General features: G+C 40.0%; 24 protein-coding genes. 8 read left to right on the top strand and 16 right to left on the bottom strand.

Going from position 1 to position 26,503, the window contains the following annotated elements:
- The first annotated feature begins 118 nt into the window (after window positions 1–118).
- Complete coding sequence (locus H6G08_RS04820) at window positions 119–1,678, top strand: NAD(P)H-hydrate dehydratase (RefSeq protein WP_190539213.1); 1,560 nt, start codon at window positions 119–121, stop codon at window positions 1,676–1,678.
- A gap of 129 nt (window positions 1,679–1,807) precedes the next feature.
- Here H6G08_RS04820 and crtW read toward each other — a convergent pair whose 3' ends face one another.
- The 4 genes from crtW to H6G08_RS04840 all read right to left on the bottom strand — a co-directional run bounded on the left by crtW (window position 1,808) and on the right by H6G08_RS04840 (window position 5,280).
- Window positions 1,808–2,605, bottom strand: a complete 798-nt coding sequence (crtW, locus tag H6G08_RS04825) for a beta-carotene ketolase CrtW (RefSeq protein ID WP_190539215.1) — start codon at window positions 2,603–2,605, stop codon at window positions 1,808–1,810.
- 669 nt (window positions 2,606–3,274) lie between these two features.
- Window positions 3,275–3,976, bottom strand: coding sequence for a carbonic anhydrase (locus H6G08_RS04830; protein ID WP_190539217.1), 702 nt, complete (start codon window positions 3,974–3,976; stop codon window positions 3,275–3,277).
- A 19-nt stretch (window positions 3,977–3,995) separates the two neighbouring features.
- Window positions 3,996–4,307 (bottom strand): P-II family nitrogen regulator, encoded by a 312-nt coding sequence (locus H6G08_RS04835; protein ID WP_096643925.1) that lies wholly within the window; start codon window positions 4,305–4,307, stop codon window positions 3,996–3,998.
- A 4-nt stretch (window positions 4,308–4,311) separates the two neighbouring features.
- Window positions 4,312–5,280, bottom strand: coding sequence for a sodium-dependent bicarbonate transport family permease (locus tag H6G08_RS04840; RefSeq protein WP_190539219.1), 969 nt, complete (start codon window positions 5,278–5,280; stop codon window positions 4,312–4,314).
- A gap of 229 nt (window positions 5,281–5,509) precedes the next feature.
- Between H6G08_RS04840 and H6G08_RS04845 the strand changes: the two genes are divergently transcribed.
- Complete coding sequence (locus H6G08_RS04845; protein ID WP_190539221.1) at window positions 5,510–5,845, top strand: low molecular weight protein tyrosine phosphatase family protein; 336 nt, start codon at window positions 5,510–5,512, stop codon at window positions 5,843–5,845.
- A gap of 208 nt (window positions 5,846–6,053) precedes the next feature.
- On the opposite strand, the gene H6G08_RS04850 is transcribed toward H6G08_RS04845, so the two are convergent.
- The 3 genes from H6G08_RS04850 to H6G08_RS04860 all read right to left on the bottom strand — a co-directional run bounded on the left by H6G08_RS04850 (window position 6,054) and on the right by H6G08_RS04860 (window position 9,567).
- A complete protein-coding gene (locus H6G08_RS04850; protein WP_242046065.1) occupies window positions 6,054–8,615 on the bottom strand; it encodes a penicillin acylase family protein in 2,562 nt (853 codons plus the stop codon).
- Window positions 8,616–8,824: 209 nt separating this feature from the next.
- A complete protein-coding gene (locus tag H6G08_RS04855; RefSeq protein ID WP_190539225.1) occupies window positions 8,825–9,160 on the bottom strand; it encodes a XisI protein in 336 nt (111 codons plus the stop codon).
- Window positions 9,148–9,567 carry a XisH family protein gene (locus H6G08_RS04860; RefSeq protein WP_190539227.1) on the bottom strand — a complete coding sequence of 140 codons (420 nt, stop codon included), beginning with the start codon at window positions 9,565–9,567 and terminating at the stop codon, window positions 9,148–9,150. The genes H6G08_RS04855 and H6G08_RS04860 overlap by 13 nt, the downstream gene beginning before the upstream one ends.
- Before the next feature lie 309 nt (window positions 9,568–9,876).
- On the opposite strand from H6G08_RS04860, the gene H6G08_RS04865 reads away from it, so the two are divergent.
- The 3 genes from H6G08_RS04865 (at window position 9,877) to psb28 (ending at window position 13,074) form a co-directional block, all read left to right on the top strand.
- Window positions 9,877–10,605 carry an RNA methyltransferase gene (locus H6G08_RS04865; RefSeq protein ID WP_190539315.1) on the top strand — a complete coding sequence of 243 codons (729 nt, stop codon included), beginning with the start codon at window positions 9,877–9,879 and terminating at the stop codon, window positions 10,603–10,605.
- A gap of 280 nt (window positions 10,606–10,885) precedes the next feature.
- Window positions 10,886–12,526 (top strand): serine hydrolase, encoded by a 1,641-nt coding sequence (locus H6G08_RS04870; RefSeq protein ID WP_190539229.1) that lies wholly within the window; start codon window positions 10,886–10,888, stop codon window positions 12,524–12,526.
- A gap of 179 nt (window positions 12,527–12,705) precedes the next feature.
- Window positions 12,706–13,074 (top strand): photosystem II reaction center protein Psb28, encoded by a 369-nt coding sequence (gene psb28, locus H6G08_RS04875; RefSeq protein WP_096643920.1) that lies wholly within the window; start codon window positions 12,706–12,708, stop codon window positions 13,072–13,074.
- Between the two features lie 337 nt (window positions 13,075–13,411).
- On the opposite strand, the gene H6G08_RS04880 is transcribed toward psb28, so the two are convergent.
- The 3 genes from H6G08_RS04880 to H6G08_RS04890 form a co-directional block, all read right to left on the bottom strand.
- The gene (locus H6G08_RS04880; protein ID WP_190539231.1) at window positions 13,412–13,750 is read right to left on the bottom strand and encodes a XisI protein; all 339 of its coding nucleotides are present in this window, start codon (window positions 13,748–13,750) and stop codon (window positions 13,412–13,414) included.
- Between the two features lie 277 nt (window positions 13,751–14,027).
- On the bottom strand, window positions 14,028–15,146 hold the full coding sequence (gene dprA, locus H6G08_RS04885; RefSeq protein ID WP_190539233.1) for a DNA-processing protein DprA: 1,119 nt from the start codon (window positions 15,144–15,146) through the stop codon (window positions 14,028–14,030).
- 67 nt (window positions 15,147–15,213) lie between these two features.
- The gene (locus H6G08_RS04890) at window positions 15,214–15,918 is read right to left on the bottom strand and encodes a haloacid dehalogenase type II (protein WP_190539235.1); all 705 of its coding nucleotides are present in this window, start codon (window positions 15,916–15,918) and stop codon (window positions 15,214–15,216) included.
- 570 nt (window positions 15,919–16,488) lie between these two features.
- Here H6G08_RS04890 and H6G08_RS04895 point away from each other — a divergent pair.
- Window positions 16,489–16,989 (top strand): sterol desaturase family protein, encoded by a 501-nt coding sequence (locus H6G08_RS04895; RefSeq protein WP_190539237.1) that lies wholly within the window; start codon window positions 16,489–16,491, stop codon window positions 16,987–16,989.
- Between the two features lie 355 nt (window positions 16,990–17,344).
- On the opposite strand, the gene H6G08_RS04900 is transcribed toward H6G08_RS04895, so the two are convergent.
- The 5 genes from H6G08_RS04900 to hemE form a co-directional block, all read right to left on the bottom strand.
- On the bottom strand, window positions 17,345–18,934 hold the full coding sequence (locus tag H6G08_RS04900; RefSeq protein WP_190539239.1) for a B12-binding domain-containing radical SAM protein: 1,590 nt from the start codon (window positions 18,932–18,934) through the stop codon (window positions 17,345–17,347).
- 249 nt (window positions 18,935–19,183) lie between these two features.
- Window positions 19,184–19,450 (bottom strand): BrnA antitoxin family protein, encoded by a 267-nt coding sequence (locus tag H6G08_RS04905; protein ID WP_190539242.1) that lies wholly within the window; start codon window positions 19,448–19,450, stop codon window positions 19,184–19,186.
- Window positions 19,434–19,727: a BrnT family toxin gene (locus tag H6G08_RS04910; RefSeq protein WP_313941224.1), complete on the bottom strand. Its 294-nt coding sequence runs from the start codon at window positions 19,725–19,727 to the stop codon at window positions 19,434–19,436. The genes H6G08_RS04905 and H6G08_RS04910 overlap by 17 nt, the downstream gene beginning before the upstream one ends.
- A gap of 81 nt (window positions 19,728–19,808) precedes the next feature.
- The gene (locus tag H6G08_RS04915; RefSeq protein WP_190539244.1) at window positions 19,809–20,774 is read right to left on the bottom strand and encodes an NAD-dependent epimerase/dehydratase family protein; all 966 of its coding nucleotides are present in this window, start codon (window positions 20,772–20,774) and stop codon (window positions 19,809–19,811) included.
- A gap of 215 nt (window positions 20,775–20,989) precedes the next feature.
- Window positions 20,990–22,042, bottom strand: coding sequence for a uroporphyrinogen decarboxylase (hemE, locus tag H6G08_RS04920; protein WP_190539246.1), 1,053 nt, complete (start codon window positions 22,040–22,042; stop codon window positions 20,990–20,992).
- A gap of 212 nt (window positions 22,043–22,254) precedes the next feature.
- Here hemE and H6G08_RS04925 point away from each other — a divergent pair, with 212 nt between their 5' ends.
- A complete protein-coding gene (locus H6G08_RS04925) occupies window positions 22,255–23,010 on the top strand; it encodes a hypothetical protein (RefSeq protein ID WP_190539248.1) in 756 nt (251 codons plus the stop codon).
- A 36-nt stretch (window positions 23,011–23,046) separates the two neighbouring features.
- A complete protein-coding gene (locus H6G08_RS04930) occupies window positions 23,047–25,116 on the top strand; it encodes a S9 family peptidase (RefSeq protein WP_190539250.1) in 2,070 nt (689 codons plus the stop codon).
- Window positions 25,117–25,176: 60 nt separating this feature from the next.
- On the opposite strand, the gene H6G08_RS04935 is transcribed toward H6G08_RS04930, so the two are convergent.
- Complete coding sequence (locus H6G08_RS04935) at window positions 25,177–26,499, bottom strand: ABC transporter substrate-binding protein (protein WP_190539252.1); 1,323 nt, start codon at window positions 26,497–26,499, stop codon at window positions 25,177–25,179.
- Window positions 26,500–26,503: the final 4 nt, after the last annotated feature.

Genomic DNA, 26,503 nt, shown 5'->3' on the forward strand with positions numbered 1-26,503 from the left:
GGTACTTAAAATTTTCAGAATTAATATGAAGAATTATATCATGTGCGGATCGTCCCGGACTTTGATTCATCATCTCTCAGCTAAAAATTGAGCATTTCACATTCAGGACTTGCCACTTATGACGGATCTTCAAAATCGAGAAGCAGAAATTTCCCAAATTGTAGTTACCGCAGCACAGATGCGGGAAATTGAAGAGAGGATATTTGCCGCCGGAATGCCTGTAGTAGCTTTAATGGAAAAGGTAGCCGGATTAATTTCCCGTCGTCTAGAGGCGATGATTCCCCCAGGAAAATCTCGTGTTGGGGTGTTAGTGGGGCCGGGACATAATGGCGGCGATGCTTTAGTTGTAGCGCGGGAATTACATTTTCGCGGATATGAGGTTTGGATTTACAATCCTTTTAATAAGCTCAAAGAATTAACCGGGAAGCATTTGCAATATGCTCAAAGTTTGGGGATACCCTGCTATCAAGCAGTTGAGCAGTTACGAGACTGCGATGTCTTGGTTGATGGCTTGTTTGGCTTTGGTTTAGAAAGAAAGCTGAAAGATAAGATTGCAGTTGCTATTAATGAATTAAATACCTGGAAACAGCCAATTTTTAGTATAGATTTACCTTCCGGCTTACATACAGATACAGGGGAGGCTTTAGGGACAGCAATTCGCGCTACCCATACATTTTGCTTAGGTTTATGGAAGCTAGCTTTTTTACAGGATCGTGCTTTAGATTATCTTGGTAATGCAGAGTTAATTGATTTTGATATCCCCATCGCGGATGTAGAAGCAGTTCTCAAAGATGTAGCAAAATTTACCCGCATTACTACAGCCAAAGCGATCGCAAATCTTCCCCTACCCCGTCGTCCAGTTACCCACAAATACAAAGAAGGACATTTACTGCTAGTTTGCGGTTCTCATCGCTACGCTGGGGGAGCAATTTTAACGGCTTTGGGTGCGCGTGCTAGTGGTGTGGGGATGTTATCAATTGCTGTACCAGAATATCTCAAGCCGATTTTGGTGTCACATTTACCAGAAGCCTTGGTAATTGGCTGTCCAGAAACAGAAACAGGAGCGATCGCGCATTTACAATTACCAGAGAAAACCGATTTAAGTACCTTTGATGCGATCGCAATTGGCCCTGGTTTAACAATTGATGCCACACCTATTGTGCAACAAGTTATGGAAAGCAAACGTCCTTTAGTTTTGGATGCTGATGCTTTAAATATCTTGGCACAAATAGGAACCATCTCCACCTTACAAAAACGCCAAGCACCCACAATACTTACACCCCATGAAGGGGAATTTAAGCGTTTATTTCCCAATATTCCGGATATACAACAAGATAAAGTCAAAGCTGTGAGTCAAGCAGCTTTACAAAGTGGGGCGATAGTTTTGTTAAAAGGTGCGAGAACTTTAATTGCTAATGCTCACGGTTCATTGTGGCTAAATCCCAACAGTACCCCAGCTTTAGCACGTGGTGGTAGCGGCGATGTTTTAACAGGAATAATGGGCGGATTATTAGCACAAGCCATGAAAAAACAAATAGCCATTGAAGAAGTCGTAGCCACTGCTTCTTGGTGGCATTCTCAAGCAGGAATTATAGCAGCCCAAGAGCGTACAGAATTAGGTGTAGATGCTTTTACTTTGACACAATATTTGATGCAGGCAATAGTTAATTGTCATTAGTCATTAGTCATTTGTCATTTGTCATTTGTCATTTGTCATTTGTTAGAGAAGCGATTAATCGCGTCTGTACAATTGTCATTTGTCTCCCTTGTCCCCCTTGTCTCCCTTGTCCTCCTTGTCCTCCTTCCCTTATCCTCCTTCTGCCATCTGCCGTCTGCCTTCTGCCTTCTTTCTTTGATAAACTTCAGGAAGTTGCCACCAAGCTACATGGGGATATTCATGATGTTCTTGGTGGTAACCGAAGTGATAACAAGCAAGAAATGACCAAAAAGTTGGTAATTCTATTGTTTGGGTGCAATGAGGATAAATGTATCCTGATTTAGGTTCGCGATGGGGTAAATATGTCCCAAAGTAAAATAATTGAATCGAACTTAAAATTGGTGGAATACACCAAAAAATGATGAGATTTGTCAGGGACAAGTGCAAAGCAAATCTGGCAAAATTAAAGATGATTGTAAAACCGAGTAATTGTTTCCAAGTTGAGTATCCCATCATAAAGTGAAGATACCAAAAAAAGCCGCTTTTTCTGTTTTGGTCGTGAAAATCTGGGTCAAGTTCGCTGGCGGGATGTTTATGATGTAACCAATGCTTTTGTAAAAGCTGTTGATAGGGAAATAAAGCATAAAGTGTTACAGCTATCTTCCCAATTAAATGATTAATTCGCGGATTTTTGCGACAAACTGAGCCATGCATAGCATCATGAGCAGTAATAAATAGTCCTGTACTGAGGAATGTTTGCCAAATTAATGCAATTGGTATCAACCAAAGAGGCATTTGCTGATAGTTGATGCTGAGTAACCAAACTAGACTACCTAGCCAGAGACTAATAATTAACAGAGCTATTACCAAACCGTAAACAGAATCTTGTCTAGTAGCAAAATTTTCAATCTCTAAATTATAACTGACTGGTTTGTCCCAAATATTCAAGCTGATACCCCTTTATTTGTTCTGCTGATTTAGAAAATTAACTGTAATTCTTAATTAGGGCTTTGATTTAGCTCAAAGTTTTGAGTATTATCCTTGATTTTGTGTGAATTAAGCATAGTAATTTCTCGTAAAAATTGGAATTACAAATTAAGAATTAGTAATTATTGTATTGCTTTAATTATTTATGTATTTCTATCTTTGGGTGCAGAATTCATCTATTTTTTTTAATTTTTCAAGTTGTTATTATAGGCTGTGCCATCTTTACAGCCTATAATTGTGTTTGATGTGTCAGCAATTTTTTACCCAATTCCAGTAGATTCCTCTAGAGTGAGAAATTTACATTTGATAAATACCTAATTTGTATGATGCATCAGAAAATCTAGGACTTACGCACCGAACAAAAAAACCCTCACCAGGGTGGTCAAAAGTCAAAAGTCAATGGTCAAAATTCAAGTTTTTGGACTATGGACTATTGACCATTGACAAAAAGCATGAAAAATATCTGACACTGCGTAAGTCCTAAAATCATACAACTATTGCATCATAAATATCTATAATTGGTACGTTTTTTGGTGAGTAGAAGCAAAATCCCCGACTTTTTGAAAAAGTCGGGGATTTAAGCAATCACCAAGCCTCATAACTGATGTGGTTAAGTAGTAAGTTAATTTGCTAAGTGATGATAGTTACCTTTCCTGTATCCAAATCGTAACGACCGCCGACTATTTTGAGTTTACCGGAGTTGAGGCGATCGCTTAACAGAGGCGATCGCTTTAACCGTTCGATTTGATATTGCACATTCGCCACGACAGCGTTATCCACGGCGTCACCTGGCTGATCCTTTACTTTGGCGGCAGCTGGCTTAATTGCTTTGACAAAGGTACTAATATCGCCAAGTAAGGTTTCATTTTGCACGGCGGCGGTGACTGCTCCACAGCGCTCGTGGCCTAGTACCATCAGTAAGGGTGAGCCTAGTAAGCTAACTGCATATTCAATACTCCCACGTGCTTCTGGTGTGGCAATATTTCCCGCAATTCTGACATCAAAGATATCGCCAATACCTTGATCGAACAGAATTTCTGGCGCAACCCGCGAATCTGCACAGCTGAGGATGGTTGCAAATGGATGTTGCGCTTGTGCTACTTCTAGCAACCGCGCTGCTGATTGATCTGGGTATTGGGGTTGATGCTGCACAAATCGCTGATTTCCCTCTAGCAGCTTTTGCAATGCAGCATCGGGAGTCAGAGATGGGGGACTTTCTGGGTGTAATTCGGCAGCTTGAGCTTGTTTTAAGTGCCAAATTAAATCGCTGGTACTCAGCGTTAAACCAAATACCCCCGTAGCTCCCCATTTTAAAAAGTCACGACGTTCCATAAATTGTGTTATTAGTCTGTTATAATGACGCTACACATTTCATGGAGCGAATCTCCATGACATCGGAAATGTAACAAGTGCCGCCAAATTTGTTGAGCAATGGGCGAATATTTTCCACCACAGGCTTGAGTTGTTCTGGCATACAAAAGGCGATGATGTAGACATTATCCAGCATGGTCATATCTAAATCTTCCGTTGTCCCGCGTAATCCTTTACCGGCAACATCGCGAATGACTGCATGACCATGTACGCCTGACTTATCTAAACTATCTAATATTTTGGCAAGTTCAAAAGAGTTGGCGATAATTTCTATCTTTTTAACTAAATGCATATTATTACCTCCAAAATAGGTTAATTCCGTATAGATATAGCGGAATCCCGATAATAATGTTGAACGGAAATGTGACTGCTAAGGCTGTAGAAACGTACAAACTAGGATTCGCTTCGGGAACAGTCATCCGCATAGCCGCAGGAACAGCGATGTAAGAGGCGCTGGCGCATAGTACAGCAAACAGTAACGCATCTCCCTGAGACATACCAATGAATTTGGATATAGTTAAGGCAATACAGGCATTAACTATGGGAATTAGTATGGCAAATAAAATCAGGAATAGTCCGGTTTTTTGCAAGTCTTTAATTCTTCTGGCGGCTACTAATCCCATATCTAATAAAAAGAAAGTGAGAACGCCATAAAATAAACCTTGAGTAAAAGGTTCTAAAACATGCCAACCATGTTCTCCTGTCAACACACCAATTATCAAACTACCAACGAGAAGAAAAACAGAACTATTTAGAAATGCTTCTTGTAACACTTCTGACCAAGAAAATTCCCGCTTTTCATCTACTGTAAATATATTCACCAGGATGAGTCCAACTATTATGGCTGGGGATTCCATGAGAGCCAGTGCTGCTACCATGAAGCCATCAAAACTAATACCAAGCTCAGTTAAAAATGCGCTAGCCGTGATAAAAGTGACTGCACTAATAGAACCATAAGTTGCAGCGATTGCCGCAGCATCGTAAGTATCCAGCTTGAGTTTGAGGATGAAAAATGTGTAAATCGGCACAACACAAGCCATCATCATTGCTGCGAAAAGCGTCAACACAACTTCTTGTGTAATGCCACTTTTGATCAATTCTACTCCGCCTTTAAAGCCGATCGCAAACAGTAAATAAAGCGAGAATAATTTGGGTATAGGTGCGGGTATTTCTAAATCAGATTTGACAAAAACCGCAGCCATTCCCAAAAAGAAAAACAGGATGGGCGGATTAAGGATGTTAGATAGAATTAAACTACTATCCACCGTCATCCCTCCTGATGCTGATAAAACTGAAAATGAAAGAAATTCGGCATCTTCAACAATTGAACGATTGACTCATGATGTATCGTGTATTGCTACCATCTGTCAATTGTTTGTCATTTCTTGTCAAATATAAGGTTATATATGATTTGAAAAGTGAGTGCGAGTAAGTGCGATCGCTTTTTTCACAAATCTCATGTTTACAATTTAAAATAATTGGAAATATTAATTTATGAAAAAACTTTTATTTTTATGTAGCCAAAATCGACTGCGGAGTCCGACAGCAGAAGTGGTATTTTCGGAATATGCAGGTATCGAGACAGATTCAGCCGGTTTAGATCGTTATGCAGAAGTACCCGTATCGACAGAAGCAATTGAATGGGCTGATATAATTTTTGTCATGGAAAAAACCCATAAACAGAAATTAGCCCAAAATTTTCAGCCTTTTCTCAAAGATAAGCGCGTGATTTGTTTAAATATTCCCGATGAATATGAATATATGGAACCAGCTTTAATTAAATTGTTAAAGCAAAAAGTGCTACCTATATTGAAAATTGGCATTGAGTGAGCAGTACATGAATCAATTCAAAATTCAAAATTCAAAATTCAAAATTCAAAATTACAGCAGTTTTCACCTATTTGAACCACATCTGTCGTAGGGGCACGGCACCAGTAAAATTATTGTATGTACCAAAAGATTATCGGTGCCGTGCCCCTACCAGATGTCATATTCTTGTTTCAAATTGGTAATGACTAATGACTAATGACTAATGACCTCAATTGGCAAATTTGGGAGTTAACTTGAGTTTTGCAGCAGTATTCGCATTCACATTTTCCTGTTCCCAAAGCATGGAATGATATTCAATTTTGCGCCAAGGATCAACCATATCAATATAATGTTTATGAAAGGCATGACCTGATTGTCCGGGAGCATGAATAGCTAAGGAATTATCAAGATTTTTTAAATCTACAATCATTCGCAGGGAAGGAATATCTGTCACTTCAAAAGATTTGTTAGCTTTCCAACGATTAGCATTTACTGTTTCCCCATTTCCTCCAGTAGCAAACGCACCACGATTAAATAAAGCCTCAATCATCGCCACTCCAGATTTACCTAAAGTCGCGTTACGAAATGTAATACGATGTAAATTTCCCCAGTTCCAAGACTTGGGATCTTTACCTTGAATTTGTTCTAATTCATATACAGCTGCGGTAAACGCTTGTTGCAGAATGTTGTCGCGATTTTCTACTTGTGGAGTGTTGCGATTGTCCCACCAGCTACTATTTGGCTGTTTAATAATATTTTTGATGACTTCATACCAGCGATCGCCTCCATCGGGAAAATAATCTTGAGGTAATTGATCGTGAAAGGTATCTGCTAGTAAATGTTTCCAGAATACCTCAAACAAAGCAGCCGCAGGGGATGACATTTCTAATTGCAGATCCCAATTAATGAGTAATTGTCTTGCTGTTTCTAAATGTGGTTGATTTAGAGAAATATCTTTCAGTAGTGGGACTAAATTTTGCGCATTCAAATTGCGGTTATCGCCTTGAATCAACTCTACATCTAACAGCGATAAAGGTTGATTTGCCTGAGCAATCATTTCAACAATTCGCTGGGCGCGATAGCCATAAACCCAGTCGGTAGTAATTAAATAAGGATATTTAGTTTGGACTAAATTGTTAGCACTAGCAATATAACCTTGAGGCGGGTTAAAACTTTTAGGTAATTGCTCAAAATCAATATAGCCTAGCCATTCATATTCATCAGTCCACCCAGGAACGGGATAACGCCCGTTACCCTTGGCGCGGATGGGGAATTTACCCGGCATTTGATAGCCTATATTGCCATCAATATCAGCATAAACTAGATTCTGGGCAGGTACATCATAATTTTTCGCTGCTGCGCGGAAATCTTGCCAATTTTGCGCTCGATTAAGCAAGGGAATCGCATATCCTAAAGTTGATGGTTCTAAAGCTGTCCAGCGCAAAGCTACAGCGTATTGTTGCGGAATTTCTATTCCCTGATTTCCTGGTAAATGCTGTAACTTGGGTGAAACATCCGAGAGAATAGGGCCATGTCTGGTGTAGCGTACTGTTTGCACGATTGCTTGACTTCCGGCAACTTTAATTGTCTCTTTTACTAGTTGCATATCTACCCATTTACCATTTACCTCATATTGGTTGGGGTTATTGGGGTTGATTTTCTCAATGTATAAATCCATTACATCTGGTTCAACATTAGTGACACCCCAAGCAATGCGATCGCTATGACCGATAATTACTCCTAGCATCCCCGCAAAGGAAAAGCCGGTGACGTTATAAGGACATTCCGCAGTCTTGGTTGTACAATGTAACCCCACCTCATACCAAATCGAAGGCATTTGCACCGCCAAGTGCGGGTCATTGGCTAAAATGGGCTTACCTGTAGCTGTCAGTTTCCCTGAGATTACCCAATTATTTGAACCTATGCCAATTCCCCGCGAACCGATTAATTCTTCTACAGCTAACATTGGCTGAGTCAGGGATTGCAAAGCTGGGGTAATTGCGGCTGTTACTTGGGCAATACTTGAGGCAATCAATTCTGTCTCGTCAAAATTTTTTTCCTCTCCTGTTTGCTTTTTTTGCTCCTCAGGTAAAATCACAGGTAAATCTTGGGGATATGGGGGAAAAAGTTCTTCTACCTGCGCCAAATTTAAGGTTTTTAGCAAAATAGTGCGTTCGATTTCCCGCTCAAAATTTCTCCCCAAGTCGTAAGCCATGACTTTACCCCAAGTGAGAGAATGGAGCATTTGCCAAGGTTCTGGTTTATACCCAGGATTGAGGAATTTCAACACTGCATATTCGAGACTGAGTTTGCTGCCTTGATGCTCTGCTAAATAAGCGTTAACCCCATCCGCATAAGCTTGCAGATATCCCTTCATCTCTGCATTTACTTGTGCGATTTCTTGCTGCGCTATCCTCGCCCAACCCATTGTCCGCAAATACTTATCTGTGGCGATTTGGGAAGAACCAAACATTTCTGCAAGTCGTCCAGAACCTATATGTCGCCAAAAGTCCATTTGCCAAAACCGGTCTTGAGCGTGGATGTATCCTTGCGCCATAAATAGATCGTGAGAATTGGCTGCGTAAATGTGGGGAACACCCCAGCGATCGCGCTGGACAGTTACCTCAGCTTTTAGTCCTGTAAGTGCGATCGCGCCATTTTCTACAGGAAAGGATTGACGTACATTATAAGTAATAAATCCTAGTAATAATAGTACCAAGACTAATAGTAAAATTACGAAATTTTTGATTACTTTCAGCAACCGTAATTTTCTGGTTCTTCTGATCGGCATGGGATGCAGCATTGTTAATCAAATCTCGGATATTGTACTCCTTGAGGCGTGCTTTTGAGCCAGAACATTAATTTAATTGCCTTATATAATCGACCAATATACAATTTATAAATTTCCAGTTCTTAGTTGATAAGAAAATTAACTCAATATTTTTAATTTACTACTCGATTATACCCGTAGTAATCTGCTTTCAGTTGAGGCAATCTTATTTAATGAACCCCAAATTTAGTATATTCTCGAACATAGGGAGGCTGAAGCCCTAATATAATATCTTCTTTGGCAACACCTTTAGCCATTAACTTATCAGCAATTACTGTATCAGTTTGATTGCGTTGAATCCAAATTTTATCTTTTCTAATTTCTACATGAAGCAGACAATTATAAATGCGTCGATGTCCTTTCCATCCCAAGTCGATCAATAAATATCTGTCATTTGCTATATCAAATATAGTTTCAGATTCAATATCTCCCCCTAGAGTTTTTCCTTGAGACTCTTCTGTTAATAATTCCTGAATATATTGGCGGTAATTAGTTAATTTATCCATTTGATAATCGCCTCATTTAATGAATCATAAATTATTAATTTAATTTGATATTTTTTAACAGATGCTTTTGGTAAGTCTCGATAAAAGAAGGATTCATAAGCTTCAATAGGTACAGCCAAATATAAAATTCGTTCTGGTTCCGTTTCTTCTAATACTAGCCGATAATTCAGAAATTGTCCCAACGCTAGATGAAAATCAAAAATAGCTGAATCACTTAAAAAACTTTTGATTTCTACAGCTATTTTTTGTTCAGCTTTTTCTGCTCCTAAAACTTGCTCTGCTCCTAAGTCGATAGAGATTTTATCCTCTTCACCGAATTCAATACGTAATGGATCGTGAGTAATTACCCATCCCTCTTTTTGTAAGCCTTGTTTGACAGCTTGATGAAATTTATCTCTAGCAGACATTGATCGTAGCCTGACATTTTCCTAAATTTTAATATTTTTGCGCAAAATCTACCAATAATTAGGTTGAGCATTATCTCAATACCGCCAGAGACGAATTCCCAAAAGTCGCAGTTTTGGAGAATAGTTATCTTTTAAAATAGAAAAGCTAATCCTAAAGGTACTTTATTGATCGCGCGTAAAACCCCATCTCCTTGTGGATGTGGATATAAGCGCGGTTGATGCCTCTAGGTCTTGCCTTTCCCTTGTCTTGGCGGTAACTTCTGAACTATTGTGCAAGTAGATTCAGAGCAGATGGCGGGAGGTAGAACAATGGGATTAGCTGGATTAAGAATTGTATTAGTCGAGCCAGCTGGCCCCTTAAACCTGGGTGCGATCGCGCGGGTAATGAAAAATTTCGGACTAAATCAGCTAATTATCGTCAATCCCCAATGCGATCGCCTGTCACCAGATGCAATGAAAATGGCGGTTCATGCTAAGGAAATTTTAGAATCTGCGGTAGTTGTGCAGACATTACCGGAGGCTTTGCAAGGATGTGTCAGGATAATAGCCACCACCGGTAGAGTTAGCAGTTGGAAAATTCCTTTAGAAAACCCGCGCACAGCTTTACCTTGGTTGCTCGAAGAACCAGAAAAACCAGTAGCTTTAATTTTTGGCAGAGAAGACCGAGGATTAAGCAACGAAGAATTAAACTATGCACAGAAGTTCGTGCAGATTCCCACCCATGAAAGTTATCAATCTTTAAATTTAGCTACGGCTGTGGGTATTTGCTGTTATGAATTAGCACAATTAACAGCGCAGCCAGTAACTGAGTCTACAACATCCCCAGAACTCGCATCTTGGGATATGGTGGAAGCCTATTATCAACAATTAGAATCTTTACTGCTCAAAATTGGTTATCTTTATCCACATACAGCAACTAGCAGGATGGAGAAATTTCGCCAACTATATAACCGTACACAGCTGCAAACAACCGAAGTAGCAATGTTAAGAGGTATTTTGCGGCAGATAGAATGGGCGATTCTTAATAATCGTCAGTAGAGACGCGATTAATCGCGTCTGTACAATTCCATTAATCGCGTCTGTACAATTGTCAGTTGTATTTTGCTTTGTCTTTGATATTGCGCAATTAAGGAAAGGAACTTACGTTAATATGTACCCATTCACCCTCCCAAAATAGATAATATAGCTTAAACTAAACACAAAAATGCTACTTACTGGCAAAAAGTGAATTCAATATAAAAGTATTAAAGTACTTGAGGAGTGAGTTTTGGGTCGGGAGTCAGCAGGAAAACCATCAAGTGGGTCACAAGGAGTAGCGGTGTCAGAATCAAGTGACAAACTCAGAGCTTTCTCGCGGCGTCCAACCGGAAACCGCAGCCAACGTCCAAGGCGTAAAGTGCAAAAAGAGGAAGCAAAGAAAGTCAAAGCGCCTAATCAAAAGCGTGGCGTTGCGAAAGAAACGCAAATTACATATATAACCAAGCCTGTTAATTCTTCCCCAATGGCGACTGGGGTATCCAGGTCAAAAAATGCGTCAAAAACTGGACTGGTAATGCCGGCGGCGGTCAAACCCATACCGAGAACAAGGGTAGCAGATCCTCAAGTACAATCTGGTACTGTGAAGATGAAGACAGTACGGGTAGATCCGCGATCGCCTAGAGGTAGTAGAACTACAGTGCGATCGCGTAAAACACGTTTAAAGCCAATGGCCAGAACTTTGTTGTACACCATGCGGTTGTTAATTGTGGGAGTTGGTATCGGCGCAATTATGGGGACGCTGCTGTCGGTGTTAGACCCCGCTACGCGCATGGCTCCTAATCCATCAGCACCAGCTAATACCAATGTCGGACAATCCCAAAACCAAAATACTCCCAATGGGGGAACGCCTGCAGGATTAAATTTATCTCAGGAAAATTTCCAGTTAAAAAGCGCTGTACAAAATCTTGTAGCAGCCAATCCAAATCTCACACCAGGAGTGATGTTAGTAGATTTGGATACAGGTAGTTATGTAGATATCAATAGCAACGCCAGCTTTCCCGCAGCTAGTACCATTAAAATTCCCATTTTAGTAGCTTTTTTCCAAGATTTGGATGCAGGGAAAATCCGCCTTGATGAAATGCTGACGATGGAGCAGCAAGCGATCGCAGGTGGTTCTGGTAATATGCAATACAAGCCAGCCGGAACTAAATTTAATGCTTTAGAAGTCGTCAGCAAGATGATTACCATCAGCGACAATACAGCTACAAATATATTGATTGCGCGACTGGGAGGTATAGAATCGCTGAATCAACGGTTCCGCAGTTGGGGTTTAACAACTACAGCTATTCGCAATCCACTTCCAGATTTACAAGGAACAAATACAACTAGTCCCAAGGAATTAGCCACATTAATGGCGATGGTACATCAAGGGAATTTGGTGAGTATGCGATCGCGCGATCGCTTGCTGGATATTATGCGCCAAACCCAAAGAGATGAGTTGTTACCATCTGGTTTAGGAGCAGGTGCTACCATTGCTCACAAAACAGGCGACATCGGCACAATGCTAGCAGATGCAGGTTTAGTTGATATCCCAACAGGCAAACGCTACATAGCCGCAGTGATGATCCAAAGACCTAACAACGACTCCCGTGCGCAAAAATTAATTAGTGCCATTTCTCGCACAGCTTATCAACAATTTAGCCAAAATAATCTCGCACCCAATAACACAGCACCCAATATACCCACAAGCAATATACCCACAAACAACATACCGACAAGCAATATACCCACAAATACTATGCCGGTAAATACTATGCCCGCAACAGGTTATCAGTCACCGATGATGGCTCCGACTGTACCTATGAATAGTTACCCACCCCCAGTGATGACTCCTTATCCTAACGGTATGGTCAACCCTATGCCTAACACTGTTTACCCATCATCACCAATGATGAACCCCACATATTATCCACCCAGGTAATGTTGACTATTGACCATTGACTATTGACCATTGACTATTCACTGTTGACTGTAGGTTAACAGAAAGATAATGAAGTATGAAAAAAAGGATAAGTAATTACCCTCAAGGTTGAAAATGAGAATGGAAAGCTTGATTTTCCATTTTATTTTCAATACTTTACATTTCATCCTTCATTTAACATGGAACCAACTACACCCACAATCGAATTTTTTGCTGGACTTAGTGAAGAACTAAGTAATGTCAGTTTGCGGCGGGAAGTCCGCACCGGGAAGCGTATTGTTGTGATGTTTTTTGAAAAATTACAAGCCTTAGAAGGGTTTAATAGCTTTACTAAACCGTCTTTAAATTCCTTACGATTAACTGATGAAGAAGGCGAAATTAATGTGACACCTTCTTCTACGCGCTTCATTTTTGGTGGTGATGAAGGCGATGAACTAAAGAAAGTTGAATGTAAATTTGAAATTGAGCAAGACGATAGTTGGGAAAGATTTATGCGGTTTATGTATCGCTATGCTGATGCTAATGGGATGGAATATGGCGAACGTTAAATTTTGTAGTTACAGCTATTTTCAGGTAAATAGACCATGCTGTAGGGGCACGGCACCGACAATCTTTTGGTACATACAATAATTTTACTGATGTTCCCTACGATAGATGTGGTTCAAATAGGTGAAAACTGCTGTCAGTTGCGATCGCATAATCACACTCAAACGCTATTAGCAGACACTTGTCACAAAAATTCGTAATTCGTAATTATCACCTCAGAGATAAATCCCCAGGATTGAATCATAAATTAAGGGGCTTGTACCTAAAATTAATTGATGCATCATTCAGGATTAATTATTGAATTGTTAATGATGAATTACGAATTAATATTTATTTGACTTACGAAACTGCAAACTCTGTAAGTTTCCTTTGTTCTAGGGTTCTAAAACCTAACACAATCTGCTCTTTAGGAATTCCCGCCGCCACTAAATCTACAGCAACACCATCTTCTGTACCATCATGCTGAATCCAAAGTTTACAATCAACCATGTTAATGTGTTGCAAATTTCCGTATATACGATAACCATTTTGCCAGCCAGCTTCTACTAAAAGATAGCGATCGCGCTCTCTATCGAAAACTAATTCTATTTCAACATCCTCATCACTACCTAAAAAATCAGCATAATCTTGCAGGACTTTTTCAATAATGTTTCTGTACTGAGCTTTTAGTGAATCCATTGGATAATTTCCTCCTTTAATGTATCGAAGGTAACCAAGTAGGTCGGCGTAAATAATTATTGTTGGAATAAGGCAGGGGGACTCGGGGCCCCCTTTGGGGATAGGGGGAGAGGGGGCAGGGAGCAGGGGGAGAAAGAGTTTGAGCCTTATTTACTTTTCTTCACATAGTTTGGTTTTATTGCACCGACTTAGTTAAACGCTGCAACGCGATCGCAGATCTCGCTTCAAGAAAGATTCCCTACTCTACAATAAAAGCGATCGCTTGTTCAGGGAGATATTATGTTTTCTGATATCGCATTCCTGGAAGCTGAGTAACCAAACCCATTAATTCTAACTGTAATAAAGCGCTAGAAACTGAGCCTGTATTCAAGCCAGTTTTTTGCACAATAAAATCAAAAGGTAAGGCATCACAGGCTAAAGTATCTATTACCTGTTGCAATTCTGGCGCTAAATTTGGCAAAGTTAATTGCTGCGGTGCGGATGATTCTGTAATTACATCTAATTTTGGTATTGCTCCCAGCATTTTTAACAGTTCATCAAGTTCTTTAAGAATTATGGAAGCGCCTTGACTAATTAATTTTAAACATCCTTGAGATGGTATATCGTCTAATCTTCCAGGTAATGCATAAACATCTCTACCAAAATCGTTAGCGTAGGTAGCAGTAATTAATGCGCCTGATTTTAAAGGTGCTTCTATGACTAAAATCGCCCGACTCAAACCTGCAATAATGCGATTGCGGCGAGGAAAATGACTGCGATCTGGTGGCGTTTTCGCGGGATATTCACTTATTACTAATCCTGAAGTCAAAATCTGTTTGTACAAATCTCGATTTTTTGGTGGATAGATGACATCAACACCTGTACCTAAAACTGCGATCGTTCTTCCACCGGCTTTCATCGTGGCTAGGTGACTTTCGGTGTCAATTCCCTCAGCCATTCCCGAAACTACTGTGAAGCCGTTTTTGGCTAAAGCTGTGCTAATTTGGCGAGTCCAACGGATACCATAATCTGAAGGTTGACGAGTCCCCACAATCCCGACTAAAGGTATGTTTCCCAGATTTTCTTGTAATTCTACTTCCCCGCGATAGTACAAACTTGCAGGGGGACTGGGTGTTTCTAAAAGCAAGCGGGGATAATCTGCGTCTGCTGGCGTCCAAAAATGGGGGTTTTCTGCTTCGTGCTTGAGCAGTAGTTGCTCTGGATTGAGACGCGATCGCTGTTTTACTACCTTTTCTAATGTCTGCGTCCCAAAACCCTCTACCTGAGCCAATTCCGCCGCCGTAGCTTTCCAAGCTGTCGCCAGCGTACCAAAATGCTGTTGCAAGCGCCTGAGTAATACAGGGCCAATCCCGGAAATTTCCGCCCAAGCTAACCAATACGCCCGTTCTTCTGCCATTATTCATCCTCACACGCCTTGATTGAGTATTCCCAATCAGACATGAAGATTTTACCCACAGCAGTAATTAATCCTCAGAACCTGTACTTAAAATGGCGAGAGTCTGCAAATCTGCTACTTCTAAATCAGCCTGAGCAACTACTGGTAAACTAGCACCAGCACCTTCTTTACCTGCTCTGCGATTTACCCAAACTGTTGATATTCCTAAAGATTTTGCTGGCACAATATCATGATAAATACTGCCAGCTACATGTAATATCTGTTCTTTAGGTAGATTAATTCTCTCTATCGCCACTGTAAAATTATTCAGCGATGGTTTGTAGCTTTTTACCTGCTCTGCGGTAATAATCCAGTCAAATTCTACTTCTAAATATTCTGCAGAAAAAGCAAAGAGATGATCATCGACATTAGAAATAATTGCCAGTTTATATTTCTGCTTCAGCACTTTCAACGCCTTAACTGTATCGGGAAACGGTAGCCAATACCGAATCGAATCAGCCAGCGCATATAATTCTTCAGTAGAAACAACAAAGTTAAAATGTTCGCCAAATTTCTGAATTACTCTTTTCAGAACTTCCCGATAAGTTAAATATTCTCCTTGCTGAATTTCCGCCTCAAATTTGGCGAATAATTGCAAAATATTTTCCTCACCTAAGTTATGCCCTTTAGCAGAGAAAATTGGCTTGATTGCTGATAAAATACCACTTTCCCAGTCAATTAGCGTACCGTAACAATCGAATGTTAAAACTTGGATTTGGTTAAAGTCAATCAATTTCTCTACTCCCTACTATTTAATGGGGTTTTAGATTTGACATAGTAAGATTTGGTAAAAATCTGATTATGGTTTGGTAATATTTATAGTTATAATATTTAGGCGATCGCCTTTAGCAACTAATATTAAGTCTCAACACTTTCACAAAATATCTTAACCTAAATTTTTACCAATTTTAACTCAATCTTTGCTAATACTGTCAGTCTTAATAAGAAGATTGTGATGTTAATATGCTAAGATACGGTATTCCGATTGGAGTTAAGATGTATTTGTCCCATCACCCCAGAGACAAAATCAAAATTAGAGTTTTTGAAAAAATCAAATCGGATAGCGATAGATAGCAGAAATTAGAGGAAATTGTGTTGCAGAATTCCCTGAATAATGCTGTGTGAATAAATTTCAGAATCGATGCTTCTCTGGTTTTAGTGAGTAGCATTTTGCTATAGCTACTGTTCTACCAACTTTCTAAAAGTTTCGTAATTACGAATTGATGTGAGCAGTGTCTACATTTTCAGTATGACATCTGCATTTTCGTTTTGGAGTTTTCTTAATTTGATGTGAGGAGTACAAATGTTAGAGGCGATCGCAGTTGCTTGGTTATTATTGTTTTTTGGTGATTTATTATCAACTTTTGTTTACCACGTTCCCGAGCATGTTTTTGGTAGCCTCCACCTAAAAACCCATCATTGTTGGAAGAAAGACTTTCGCCATTATGCAATTTTGACTTTAAATACCCAAGTTTTATTAGATGGTATTTTGGGTGCTTTACCTTATTTATTAATGGCTTTGATTTTGTGGTCGTTTTCTCCAATTGGCGTGATTTCTGGGCTGATTTTAGGTCAATTGCATGTATGGTGGAGACATATTAGTGTTCTGGATTGGAAAACCCCCAAATTTGTCACTATTTTGTGCCAAGTTCTCTTTATTACTACTCCTGAAAGACATTGGTTACACCATCAAAAAACAAACCAAGGTTTCGGAGATATCTTCACATTTTTTGAACAACCTTCACTTGTTTGGATGCGTTGGTTACGTCTACTCAGGCTGCATTTTCGTTACTCGCGTATCTAGCAAATAATACAATACGGTTCAGTTAAGGATAATTGTAGGTTTGGTTGAACGAAGTGAAACCCAACAAACCGATGAAAATGTTGGGTTTCGTTCCTCAACCCAACCTACGCAGCTTAAGGTTTTTGGCGCTAACTGAACTGTATTGGCAAATAATATTGGCGACATAGCAAATATTGAAGAAGGACATGGCAGTGCCATGTCCCTACAATCTGTCGTATTCTTTTTAAATTGGTATGAATAAACCGCAGAGGAATAAGAGATTGAGAAATTTTGTGCGTAATTCCTAGTAATGAACGCTGGGGTGTTAAAGGCAGAGGACAGGCTTTTGCTTTATGCCCTCTGCTTTTCTGGATAATTAACTAGCGACAACTTCAGCTTTTTCTTTCACAGGTACTACATAGGGTGTTTCTGCACCTTGTGCGAGATATTCTGCTAGCTGGCTTTCAATTTGATCGCGGACAATTTGGCGATATTCGAGAAAATGTTCGTTATGGGCACAAGCAGAAATATAATGCTCGGCTACTCCTGGGTTATGCTTGATAATGCTAAACAAGTGATGCCAGAATTTCCAACGGGTTTCGCGTTTAATACCTTGTCGCCAAATTACAATCAATAGTGCTTTGATTACTACCAATTCTGGCCATTTAAATGGTGCTTTCCAACGTGGCGCACCCATCATTAAAAAGCAGCGATAAGTCCGATCTAAATATTTCACGGGGTCGTATAAAGCACAGAAAGCTTCAATATATTCTCTGGCAATATCTTCTAGAGGACGGGTAGGTACAAAGTTCATCAAAGTAGTTTGGTTGATGTTCCCGTCTCTGTTTTCCCGTAATCTACCTTCTTTTTTCAGGCGATGCCACAAGGCTGTATTAGGTAGCGCTTGTAACATAGCGAAGGTAGTAGAAGGAATGGCTGCTTGTTCCGCAAACCGGACAATGCGATCGCCTGCACCTGCTTTTTCCCCATCAAAACCGATGATAAACCCAGCCATTGGGCGCAATCCAGCTTTGACGATAGTTTGCACCGCATCAGTCAGGGAACTACGGGTATTTTGAAACTTTTTTGTCAGTTGTAAGCTATCTTCATCCGGGGTTTCAATTCCCAAAAATACCGCAGAGAAACCAGAATCAACCATCAACTCCAATAATTCGGGATCTTGGGCTAGATCTACCGAAGCTTCAGTATCAAAGCGGAAGGGATATTGATGTTCTTCCATCCAGACTTTTAACTCTTTCAGCAACAATTTCACATTGCGCTTGTTACCGATAAAGTTATCGTCAACCATAAACACGCCCCGTCGCCAACCCAATTCATAAAGGTAATCTAATTCAGCTAACAATTGGGCTGGTGTTTTGGTACGCGGTTTGCGACCATAGAGAACAATAATGTCACAGAATTCGCATTGGAACGGACAACCGCGCGAAAACTGCACGGACATCATATCGTAAGCATTAAGTTCTAATAAATCAAAGCGGGGTACTGGTGTGGTAGTGACATCTGGTTTTTCGCTGGTGCGGAAAGTTCCCGAAGTCTCGCCCCGTTGCACTGCTTCGACAAACATCGGTAAGGTAATTTCCCCTTCATCGAGGATAAGAAAATCTGCGCCGACATTTTGCAATTCATGGGGTGTAGAGGTGGGATAGGGGCCGCCCACAGCTACTAACTTACCACGCCGCTTTGCTTCTTGAATTTGGTCGAGTAAGTCCTGTTTCTGGACAATCATGGCGGAGAAAATGACTATATCAGCCCAAGCCCATTCTGCTTCGGTAGCTGGGCGAATATTGCGATCCACGAGTTTATATTCCCATTCTTGAGGGAGAATCGCCGCCACTGTGACTAAACCCAAAGGTGGTAACAAAACCTTGCGATCGACTAAGTCCAAAATTTTTTCGTAAGACCAAAAGGTTTTTGGAAATATTGGATACACCAGCAGGACTCGCATACAGTATCAACCCTCACACTTTGATTGTTATCCCACTTTAACGAAAATTAAGACTTCTTGACTTTTTATCTTAGCGGGTTCATCTGTTGAATAAAATTTTTCTTATGCAACGATGCCAAGGCGCAAAGAATAATGCAGGAATTTATTTTTAAATAGGACTGACGCAAGTGTCACAAAAAATGAAAACCCCCTTGGTGTGTCAGTCCATTAAATTGAGCTTGAGATTAATTAACTAAAAAGGCGATCGCTTCAAGTAGATAATTTTAGGAGTGCCTCATTAATAATAGTTTGATAGCCAACTCCCTGTTTTTCTGCTTCGGATTTTGCCCAAGCAATCACTTTTGGATGTAGCCTAATTGAAACAGATTGATATTTTTCTGTTTCGTTTTTAATTGGTCTTCCACGCCGAGTTGAATTTATGCCAAATTGTTCTTGAATAGCTTGTTCCGCAGCTAGTACTTCTTCTGGGCTAATTCTTCTAGCATGAGCAAAAGGAAATTCAACTCTCTTCGGCATATTGTTGACGCTCCCGTTTTGTTGCAAGTCTGGTACTAATAATTCTAATCGTCTCTTCTCTCATGGTATAAACAACAACTAATAACCGACCTTGGTGAGACTCTCCAATAATCCATTCTCTCTCTTCTTCAAGAGAATGTTGCGGATCGGGAGCAATTAAAGCCAAAGGATCAGTCCAAACAGTGGCAGCTTCTTCAAAAGAAACTTTGTGTTTTTGTTCATTGCGACGTTTTTTGTTCGCATCCCATTCAAAGCGCATATTTTCAGTATATACCAAAAATATACAGCCAAAAAATAGAGTTTTCTAACCTTTTTTAATTACTTGCAAATGAATAAAATTTGAATGCTCATGACTCTTTTAAGATTGAACTCCAGCACTTTTCACGCCGCTAATTTTCAACACATCACTCATTGTTACACAGTAATTTGGTAGTCCAAAACTGGCGGGATTGATAACTTTATCGTAAGTGAAATGTCGATAATTCATGCAGAATCTATCCCAAGCAGCCATCTGAATGCGGAAGACAGCAATAATCAAATTTGCTAATGATAGGGATAGAGGAATGCGAAAATATATCTTTTTACCTAGATAAGTACAGACTTGTTCTACTGCTTGGTTGACTGTTAATTGTTCTTGACCTAATACAAATCTGCGAGGTTCCCGTTCTGTGGGAGGATTATCTATTAAATAGCGGATTGTGGTGGCTATATCTTTTCCGTGAATAAAGTGAAAACTGCCATCAGCTTGCAAAAACTTAATTAAATTTACATATTTTGTAACTTCAGGAATCCCAGATGTTACAGCAGAATAGGGCTTGTTAGCATCGCCGCCTAATACTACAGTAGGAAAAACAGTGGTAATTTTTGGTGCGATCGCTAATTTTGGTAGTTGCTGTAAACACTGATATTTAGAACTGACGTAATCTGTGCCAATTTCCCCAGCTTCTTTGAGGGGTTGATTGTGGCGATCTAAAACACTGGCGGTAGAAAAATATATTACTTGCTGGCATTTTTCTGGATCTAGCAGCTTCAGCAATTCTAGTGTTTTATTAACATTAATATTAAATGTTTCCTCACCGCCCCAAGCTGTCGCTGTTAGCACCGCAGTATCAATTGTTGATAGCAAGTCAGCAAACTGGTTAATTTGCAACATATCACCTTGCAATACGGTGATACCAGAACGCCCCTGAGTATTAACTGTTAGCTTGTTTGGATTCCTAACTAGTAAATATAATTCGTAATCTGTTTCTTGAATTAAGGCTTCAGCTATGTAGTGACCGATACAACCACTTGCACCAGTCACTAAAATCCGTTTCTGGGTCATAGATAATTTTAAGTTTTATTTATTTAAGTTTATTTATATTAGTTGCTGCTAATGAATTTTTAGTTCCCAATGGAGTTATTAATTAAGGAGTGAATGAAAAGCATAAATACGTCAATCATCAGTTGTTAATTATCAACTAACAACTGACAACTGACGACTGTACGCGATTAACCGCAGATTGTACAGACGCGATTAATCGCGTCTCTAACAACTGACTAAACCAATACATTCAGTTGCTTTGCGGTTTCAAAGAAGAAAGCGACATTTTCTTCTGGAGTTTCTGGTAGTACACCATGACCGAGGTTAAGAATATGACCCCAATTACCAGCTTTGCGAACGGTATCGAGAATGCGATCGCGGATAAACGCTTTAGAACCAAATAATACACCAGGGTCAAGATTTCCCTGTACTTTCACGTGTTTACCCAATCTGGCTCTAGCATCTGCCATATCTACAGCCCAGTCTACAGTCACAACATCTGCACCAGATTTTGCCATTCTCTCTAATACACCAGCACTACCGCTAACCAGCAAAATTAACGGTGTATCGGGATGGGTTTGTTTGACTTGTTCAAACACCCGTTTTTGATAGGGAAGGGCAAAGGTGTCATAATCTTGAGGACTTAATTGACCAGCCCAAGAGTCAAACATTTGCACAACTTGAGCGCCACAGTCAATTTGGTAGCGGGCGTAAACAGCGATCGCATCTGCGAGTTTTGCTAAAAACTGATGCAGAATTGTCGGGTCAGAAAACGCCATATTCTTGATAATCGAGTAGGTTTTAGAACCTTTACCCTCGACTGCGTAAGCAGCTAATGTCCAAGGCGCACCGACAAAGCCTAATACCGTTGATTCATTCCCTACCTCTTGACGCAATGCCTGCAATATGGTTTTGATAAACGGCAGGGATGCTTCAGGCTCGAAGGGACGCAGGTTATCAACTTGTTCTTGAGTGCGAATGGGCGAGTGAATAATTGGCCCTTTACCTTCAGCAATGTCCATGTCAATGCCTAAACCAGGCAATGGCGTTACAATGTCGGAGAATAAAATTACCCCGTCTGGTTGAAAGGCTCTCCAAGGCTGTAGGGATACCTCAATTGCTACTTCGGGAATTTCTGAGCGATCGCGGAAAGAAGGATACTTCTCCCTTAAATCTCGATATGCTTTCATGTATCTTCCCGCTTGCCGCATCATCCATACAGGAGGACGGTCTACTATTTCACCGCGAGCTGCCATGAGGAGTCTAGGAGCTGTTGAGGAAACACCCATTTAACACTTCATCCTAAGTCACTTTTTTATGCCACTGTTTAGCTTATCATTCCGAGATTACGCTTTTTCAGGAAGCTATCTCACCTAAGAGATGCCAACTCAATCATTCCATCATTGAGAACCTGCAACAGCCGAAAATCAAAGTCTTTTGACTTTTAATTTTTCTCAAGCGGTATTAGTCTCTGCTTAACTTAACTTTATATATCAGTTATATGTCAGCTGATTCCCCAACTTCCGCTCCTGCTCCAGCAAATCAGAACGCTACCAAACTTGGAAAGTTTTTGATCCCGCGTTCTCAAACTCAAAATTTCCTGATTAAGTTTACCTGCATCACCTGTTTGGGATGGGTTGTAGGTGGCTTTGCTAGTATAGCTGCGGAAAATCTGCTCAATCAATTATCACCAGATTTTCTTCCAGATCCGCAAATCTGGAATTTTTTAGTCAGCTTTGTCAGCAGCATCGTCTTTGCTTTAATTTTCGCCGCCGATCAAGCGCTGGTAATTCGTACCTATATCCCCGGTTGGTGGTGGTTACTAGCTACCACCATCGGTTGGCAAATTGCGAGCAGCGTCTCTACAGGCTGGATTAACTATATCAACTCTATTGCTGCATCCTTTAACGAAAATTTCCCTCCGGAAGCTGTGGTGATTGTCGGTGGTTTATCTACACTGGCTTATATTATTTCTGGCGTTTGGCTGGGATTTTGTCAGTGGCTAGTGTTGCGGCGCTATACCCTCAACTGTTGGTGGTGGAATTTTCTTCCAGCCGTTTGCTTCTTCTTCATCAGTACTTTAATTTGGCTGCTTTCTTTATTGCAAAATTTTATTCCCGAAGCTAGCCGGACTTCGATATTGTATTGGAATGGGCAAGGATTTACAGCTTTTATTCTGGGATTTATTCCCGCAATTGGCTTGTGTACTTTAAAAAGAAAGCAAAACCCCAAATCTGTAAATTCTAGCTCATCTTAAGCTTACTAAGCAGTCAATTGCTGCCGATCATCGATCATGTCTCAGGATAATTTTGTACCCAATATTACTAAACCACCAGTTGCCAACAAACAGCCAGAGGAGTTGGAGTTACATGGCGATCGCCGCATTGACAACTACTTTTGGCTGCGGGATGATGAAAATCCCCAAGTTATTGCTTATTTAGAAGCCGAAAATACTTATACCGCAGCGATGATGCAACACACGCGATCGCTGCAAACTAAACTTTATCAGGAAATGTTGGCACGGATTAAAGAAACTGACCTTTCAGTGCCATACCGCAAAGATGAATACTACTATTATATCCGTACAGAAGAAGGTAAAGATTATCCGATTTATTGCCGCAAATACGGTAGTTTAGAAGCCGCAGAAGAAGTACTGTTAGATGAAAATGAACTCGCCAAAGGACATGAGTTTTTTAGCTTAGGTGTATTTGAGATTAGTCCCAATCATCAAATTTTAGCTTACTCAGTTGATACCTGTGGCTCTGAGCAATATACGCTGTATTTTTTAGATTTAAATACTCGTGAATTAGCCGCCGAAACTATTCCAGATACTTATTTTTCTGTGGCTTGGGCTAACGATAATCAAACAATATTTTATACTACACTTGATGATGCTAATCGTCCTTATCAGCTATTACGCCATACTTTAGGAACTGATGTCGAAGACGATGTATTAATTTATGAAGAACTTGATGATATTTACCATTTATATGTAGATAAAACCCGCAGTCAAGCTTATATTTTCATGCTGTTAAGAAGCAGCATCACCACAGAAGTACATTATTTAGATGCAAATCATCCTGACGGCGATTGGCAGTTAATTCATCCCCGCACTACAGGGATGGAATATGAAGTCGATCATCACAGCGATTACTTTTATATTGTAACTAACGATGAAGCTACCAATTTTAAATTAGTCAAAACATTAGTAACTGCACCCAGTAAAGAAAATTGGCAAACTGTAATTCCTCATCAAGCAGATGTATTATTATCGGGAATTAGTTTATTTGCCAATCATTTAGTAATTTATGAACGAAAAGGTGGTTTAGAAACTGCCAGAATCAGAAACCTAGCGACGGGTAAAGAAAGTAATATTACTTTTCCTGAACCTACCTATGAATTTTACGAAGGTAGTAACCCAGAATTTAAGACAAATATTTTACGTTTCCATTACACCTCATTTATTACCCCCCAATCTGTTTTCGACTACAACATGGAAACACATGAGCGGGAGTTGCAAAAAGAAACCGAAGTATTGGGAGGTTACGACAGAACCCAATATCAAAGCGAATGGCTAATGGCTACTGCTGAAGATGGTACAAAAGTTCCCATTTCCATTGTTTATAAACGAGGAATTAAAAAAGACAGTACAAATCCCCTGCTACTAACAGGTTACGGTGCTTACGGTTCTTCTTACCCGGCTACCTTTTCCTCAAATCGTCTGACATTGTTAGACAGAGGTGTAATTTTTGCCATTGCGCATATCCGGGGTGGCGAGGAAATGGGACGACAATGGTATGAAGACGGGAAATTTTTACAGAAAAAGAACACCTTTACAGATTTTATCGCCTGTGCTGAGTATTTAATCCAAGAAAATTGGACAGCGAGCGATCGCCTAATTATTACAGGCGGTAGTGCTGGTGGTTTATTAATGGGAGCCGTTGTGAATCTGCGTCCTGAATTATTCAAAGCAGTAGTTGCTCACGTTCCCTTTGTCGATATAGTCACGACAATTCTAGACACTTCCTTACCCCTATCAGCAATGGAATGGGAAGAATGGGGTAATCCCAACGATCCAGTGTATTACGAATACATGAAATCTTATTCGCCCTACGATAACGTTGAGGCGAAAGATTACCCAGATATGTTAATTACCGCCGGTTTAAATGATTCTCGCGTTAAATATTGGGAGCCAGCAAAATGGACAGCTAAACTCAGAGAACTCAAAACAGATAACAATATTCTCCTATTAAAAACCAACATGGGTGCAGGACATAGCGGCGCATCTGGACGTTATGAAAGCTTACGCGAACTAGCTTTTGAATACGCCTTTATTTTAGATAGGTTAGGTATAACAGAGTAAAGTTTTTTGTTGACGGTTGACAATTGTACAGACGCGATTAATCGCGTCTCTAACAACTGACTAATTACCCCAAATTAAATCTAACCGCTCTTGCTCCTTTTTTAGGGCGACTTCCGCAGTTGATTTACCCATTAATGTAGACTCAATTGCTCTACCTAAACTATCAGAAAGACGACTATAACCAGCAATAGTAGGCCGCATAGATGCTGTCTGCATCTGCTCAAAAAACACTTTTAACCAAGGTTTTTGTTTGAGATATTGCTGATAAACTTCACTTTCAGATGCTTTCATGTTCACAGGTAAAAAACCTGTACCAATACTAAATTCTCTTTGAAATTCTTCACCTACAACATACTCTAAAAACTTGAGTGCAGCTTTTTCTCTTTCTGGTGTAGTCTTCATCACAAACAAATTCGCCGCGCCAATCACTGTAGCTTGATTCACATTTGCCGGGATGGGAAATACACTATAATCAACATTTGATTTAGTAATAAAAGTCCAGGGGCCTGTAATTTGCATCGCTACACGACCGGTAATAAAAGCATCCTCTTCATAACCTCGTTCTGGTGGAGAAAGAGTAGCAGAACCATCTTTCATCAAATCTTGCCAAAATTTTAAAGCCTTAATAGCTCCAGGATTGGTTAAATTGGGTCGGTTATTTGTGACAACTTCTCCCCCAGCACTCAATAAGAAGGGAAACCAACTAAAAACAGTCCATTCTGCTTTACCTAAGGGTAATAACATCCCGTACTGTTCTGGTCGCTTGTCACCATTGCTATCTATTGTCAATTTTTTGGCAACTTTTCGTAATTCTTCCCAAGTCTTAGGAGTTTCTGTAATTCCCCCAGCTTTAAACAGCTTAGGACGGTAAAAAATGCCAATATTGCTAGTATAAAGTGGGGCTGACCACAGGTGACCGTCTAATTTCAATTCTTCCAGGGAATTAGGATTAATTTCTGATTTGATGGGCAATTTTTCCAACCAATCATCTAAAGATTTCACAGCCCCTAATTCTACTAATTGTCCCGTAATTTGCGGATAAAACGCCAAAATATCTGGAGATGAATTACCAACAAATGCTGCTAATATTTTTGGTAATTGTTGTTCATATCCGCCAGCAAAAATAGAATCTACCTGAACATCAGTATGAGTCTGATTAAATTTAGCTACCAGTTTTTGAAATACTTCCCGATTTACTGGTGGATTGATTCCTTGCCAAAGTGTCACATGAATTACATTATTATCTTTCTTGACTGGACTTTGACAACTAGATAAAAATACTAGACATAAACAAAAGGCAAAGGCGATAATTGAAAGCCGTCGAGGAGAAGCAATAAATTCGCCCAAGAAACTCCTGATTGAGGAAATAATATTAATTATCATGTCC

This window comes from Calothrix anomala FACHB-343 (assembly GCF_014696435.1).
GTDB lineage: Bacteria > Cyanobacteriota > Cyanobacteriia > Cyanobacteriales > Nostocaceae > Aulosira > Aulosira anomala_A.

Bases quoted from the DNA above. Each gene is read 5' to 3' on its own strand.
- H6G08_RS04820 (WP_190539213.1), top strand. From the start codon at position 119: ATGACGGATCTTCAAAATCGAGAAGCAGAAATTTCCCAAATTGTAGTT.
- H6G08_RS04830 (WP_190539217.1), bottom strand. From the start codon at position 3,976: ATGGAACGTCGTGACTTTTTAAAATGGGGAGCTACGGGGGTATTTGGT.
- H6G08_RS04835 (WP_096643925.1), bottom strand. From the start codon at position 4,307: ATGCATTTAGTTAAAAAGATAGAAATTATCGCCAACTCTTTTGAACTT.
- H6G08_RS04845 (WP_190539221.1), top strand. From the start codon at position 5,510: ATGAAAAAACTTTTATTTTTATGTAGCCAAAATCGACTGCGGAGTCCG.
- H6G08_RS04850 (WP_242046065.1), bottom strand. From the start codon at position 8,615: ATGCCGATCAGAAGAACCAGAAAATTACGGTTGCTGAAAGTAATCAAA.
- H6G08_RS04855 (WP_190539225.1), bottom strand. From the start codon at position 9,160: ATGGATAAATTAACTAATTACCGCCAATATATTCAGGAATTATTAACA.
- H6G08_RS04860 (WP_190539227.1), bottom strand. From the start codon at position 9,567: ATGTCTGCTAGAGATAAATTTCATCAAGCTGTCAAACAAGGCTTACAA.
- H6G08_RS04865 (WP_190539315.1), top strand. From the start codon at position 9,877: ATGGGATTAGCTGGATTAAGAATTGTATTAGTCGAGCCAGCTGGCCCC.
- psb28 (WP_096643920.1), top strand. From the start codon at position 12,706: ATGGAACCAACTACACCCACAATCGAATTTTTTGCTGGACTTAGTGAA.
- H6G08_RS04880 (WP_190539231.1), bottom strand. From the start codon at position 13,750: ATGGATTCACTAAAAGCTCAGTACAGAAACATTATTGAAAAAGTCCTG.
- dprA (WP_190539233.1), bottom strand. From the start codon at position 15,146: ATGGCAGAAGAACGGGCGTATTGGTTAGCTTGGGCGGAAATTTCCGGG.
- H6G08_RS04895 (WP_190539237.1), top strand. From the start codon at position 16,489: ATGTTAGAGGCGATCGCAGTTGCTTGGTTATTATTGTTTTTTGGTGAT.
- H6G08_RS04900 (WP_190539239.1), bottom strand. From the start codon at position 18,934: ATGCGAGTCCTGCTGGTGTATCCAATATTTCCAAAAACCTTTTGGTCT.
- H6G08_RS04905 (WP_190539242.1), bottom strand. From the start codon at position 19,450: ATGCCGAAGAGAGTTGAATTTCCTTTTGCTCATGCTAGAAGAATTAGC.
- H6G08_RS04915 (WP_190539244.1), bottom strand. From the start codon at position 20,774: ATGACCCAGAAACGGATTTTAGTGACTGGTGCAAGTGGTTGTATCGGT.
- hemE (WP_190539246.1), bottom strand. From the start codon at position 22,042: ATGGGTGTTTCCTCAACAGCTCCTAGACTCCTCATGGCAGCTCGCGGT.
- H6G08_RS04925 (WP_190539248.1), top strand. From the start codon at position 22,255: ATGTCAGCTGATTCCCCAACTTCCGCTCCTGCTCCAGCAAATCAGAAC.
- H6G08_RS04930 (WP_190539250.1), top strand. From the start codon at position 23,047: ATGTCTCAGGATAATTTTGTACCCAATATTACTAAACCACCAGTTGCC.
- H6G08_RS04935 (WP_190539252.1), bottom strand. From the start codon at position 26,499: ATGATAATTAATATTATTTCCTCAATCAGGAGTTTCTTGGGCGAATTT.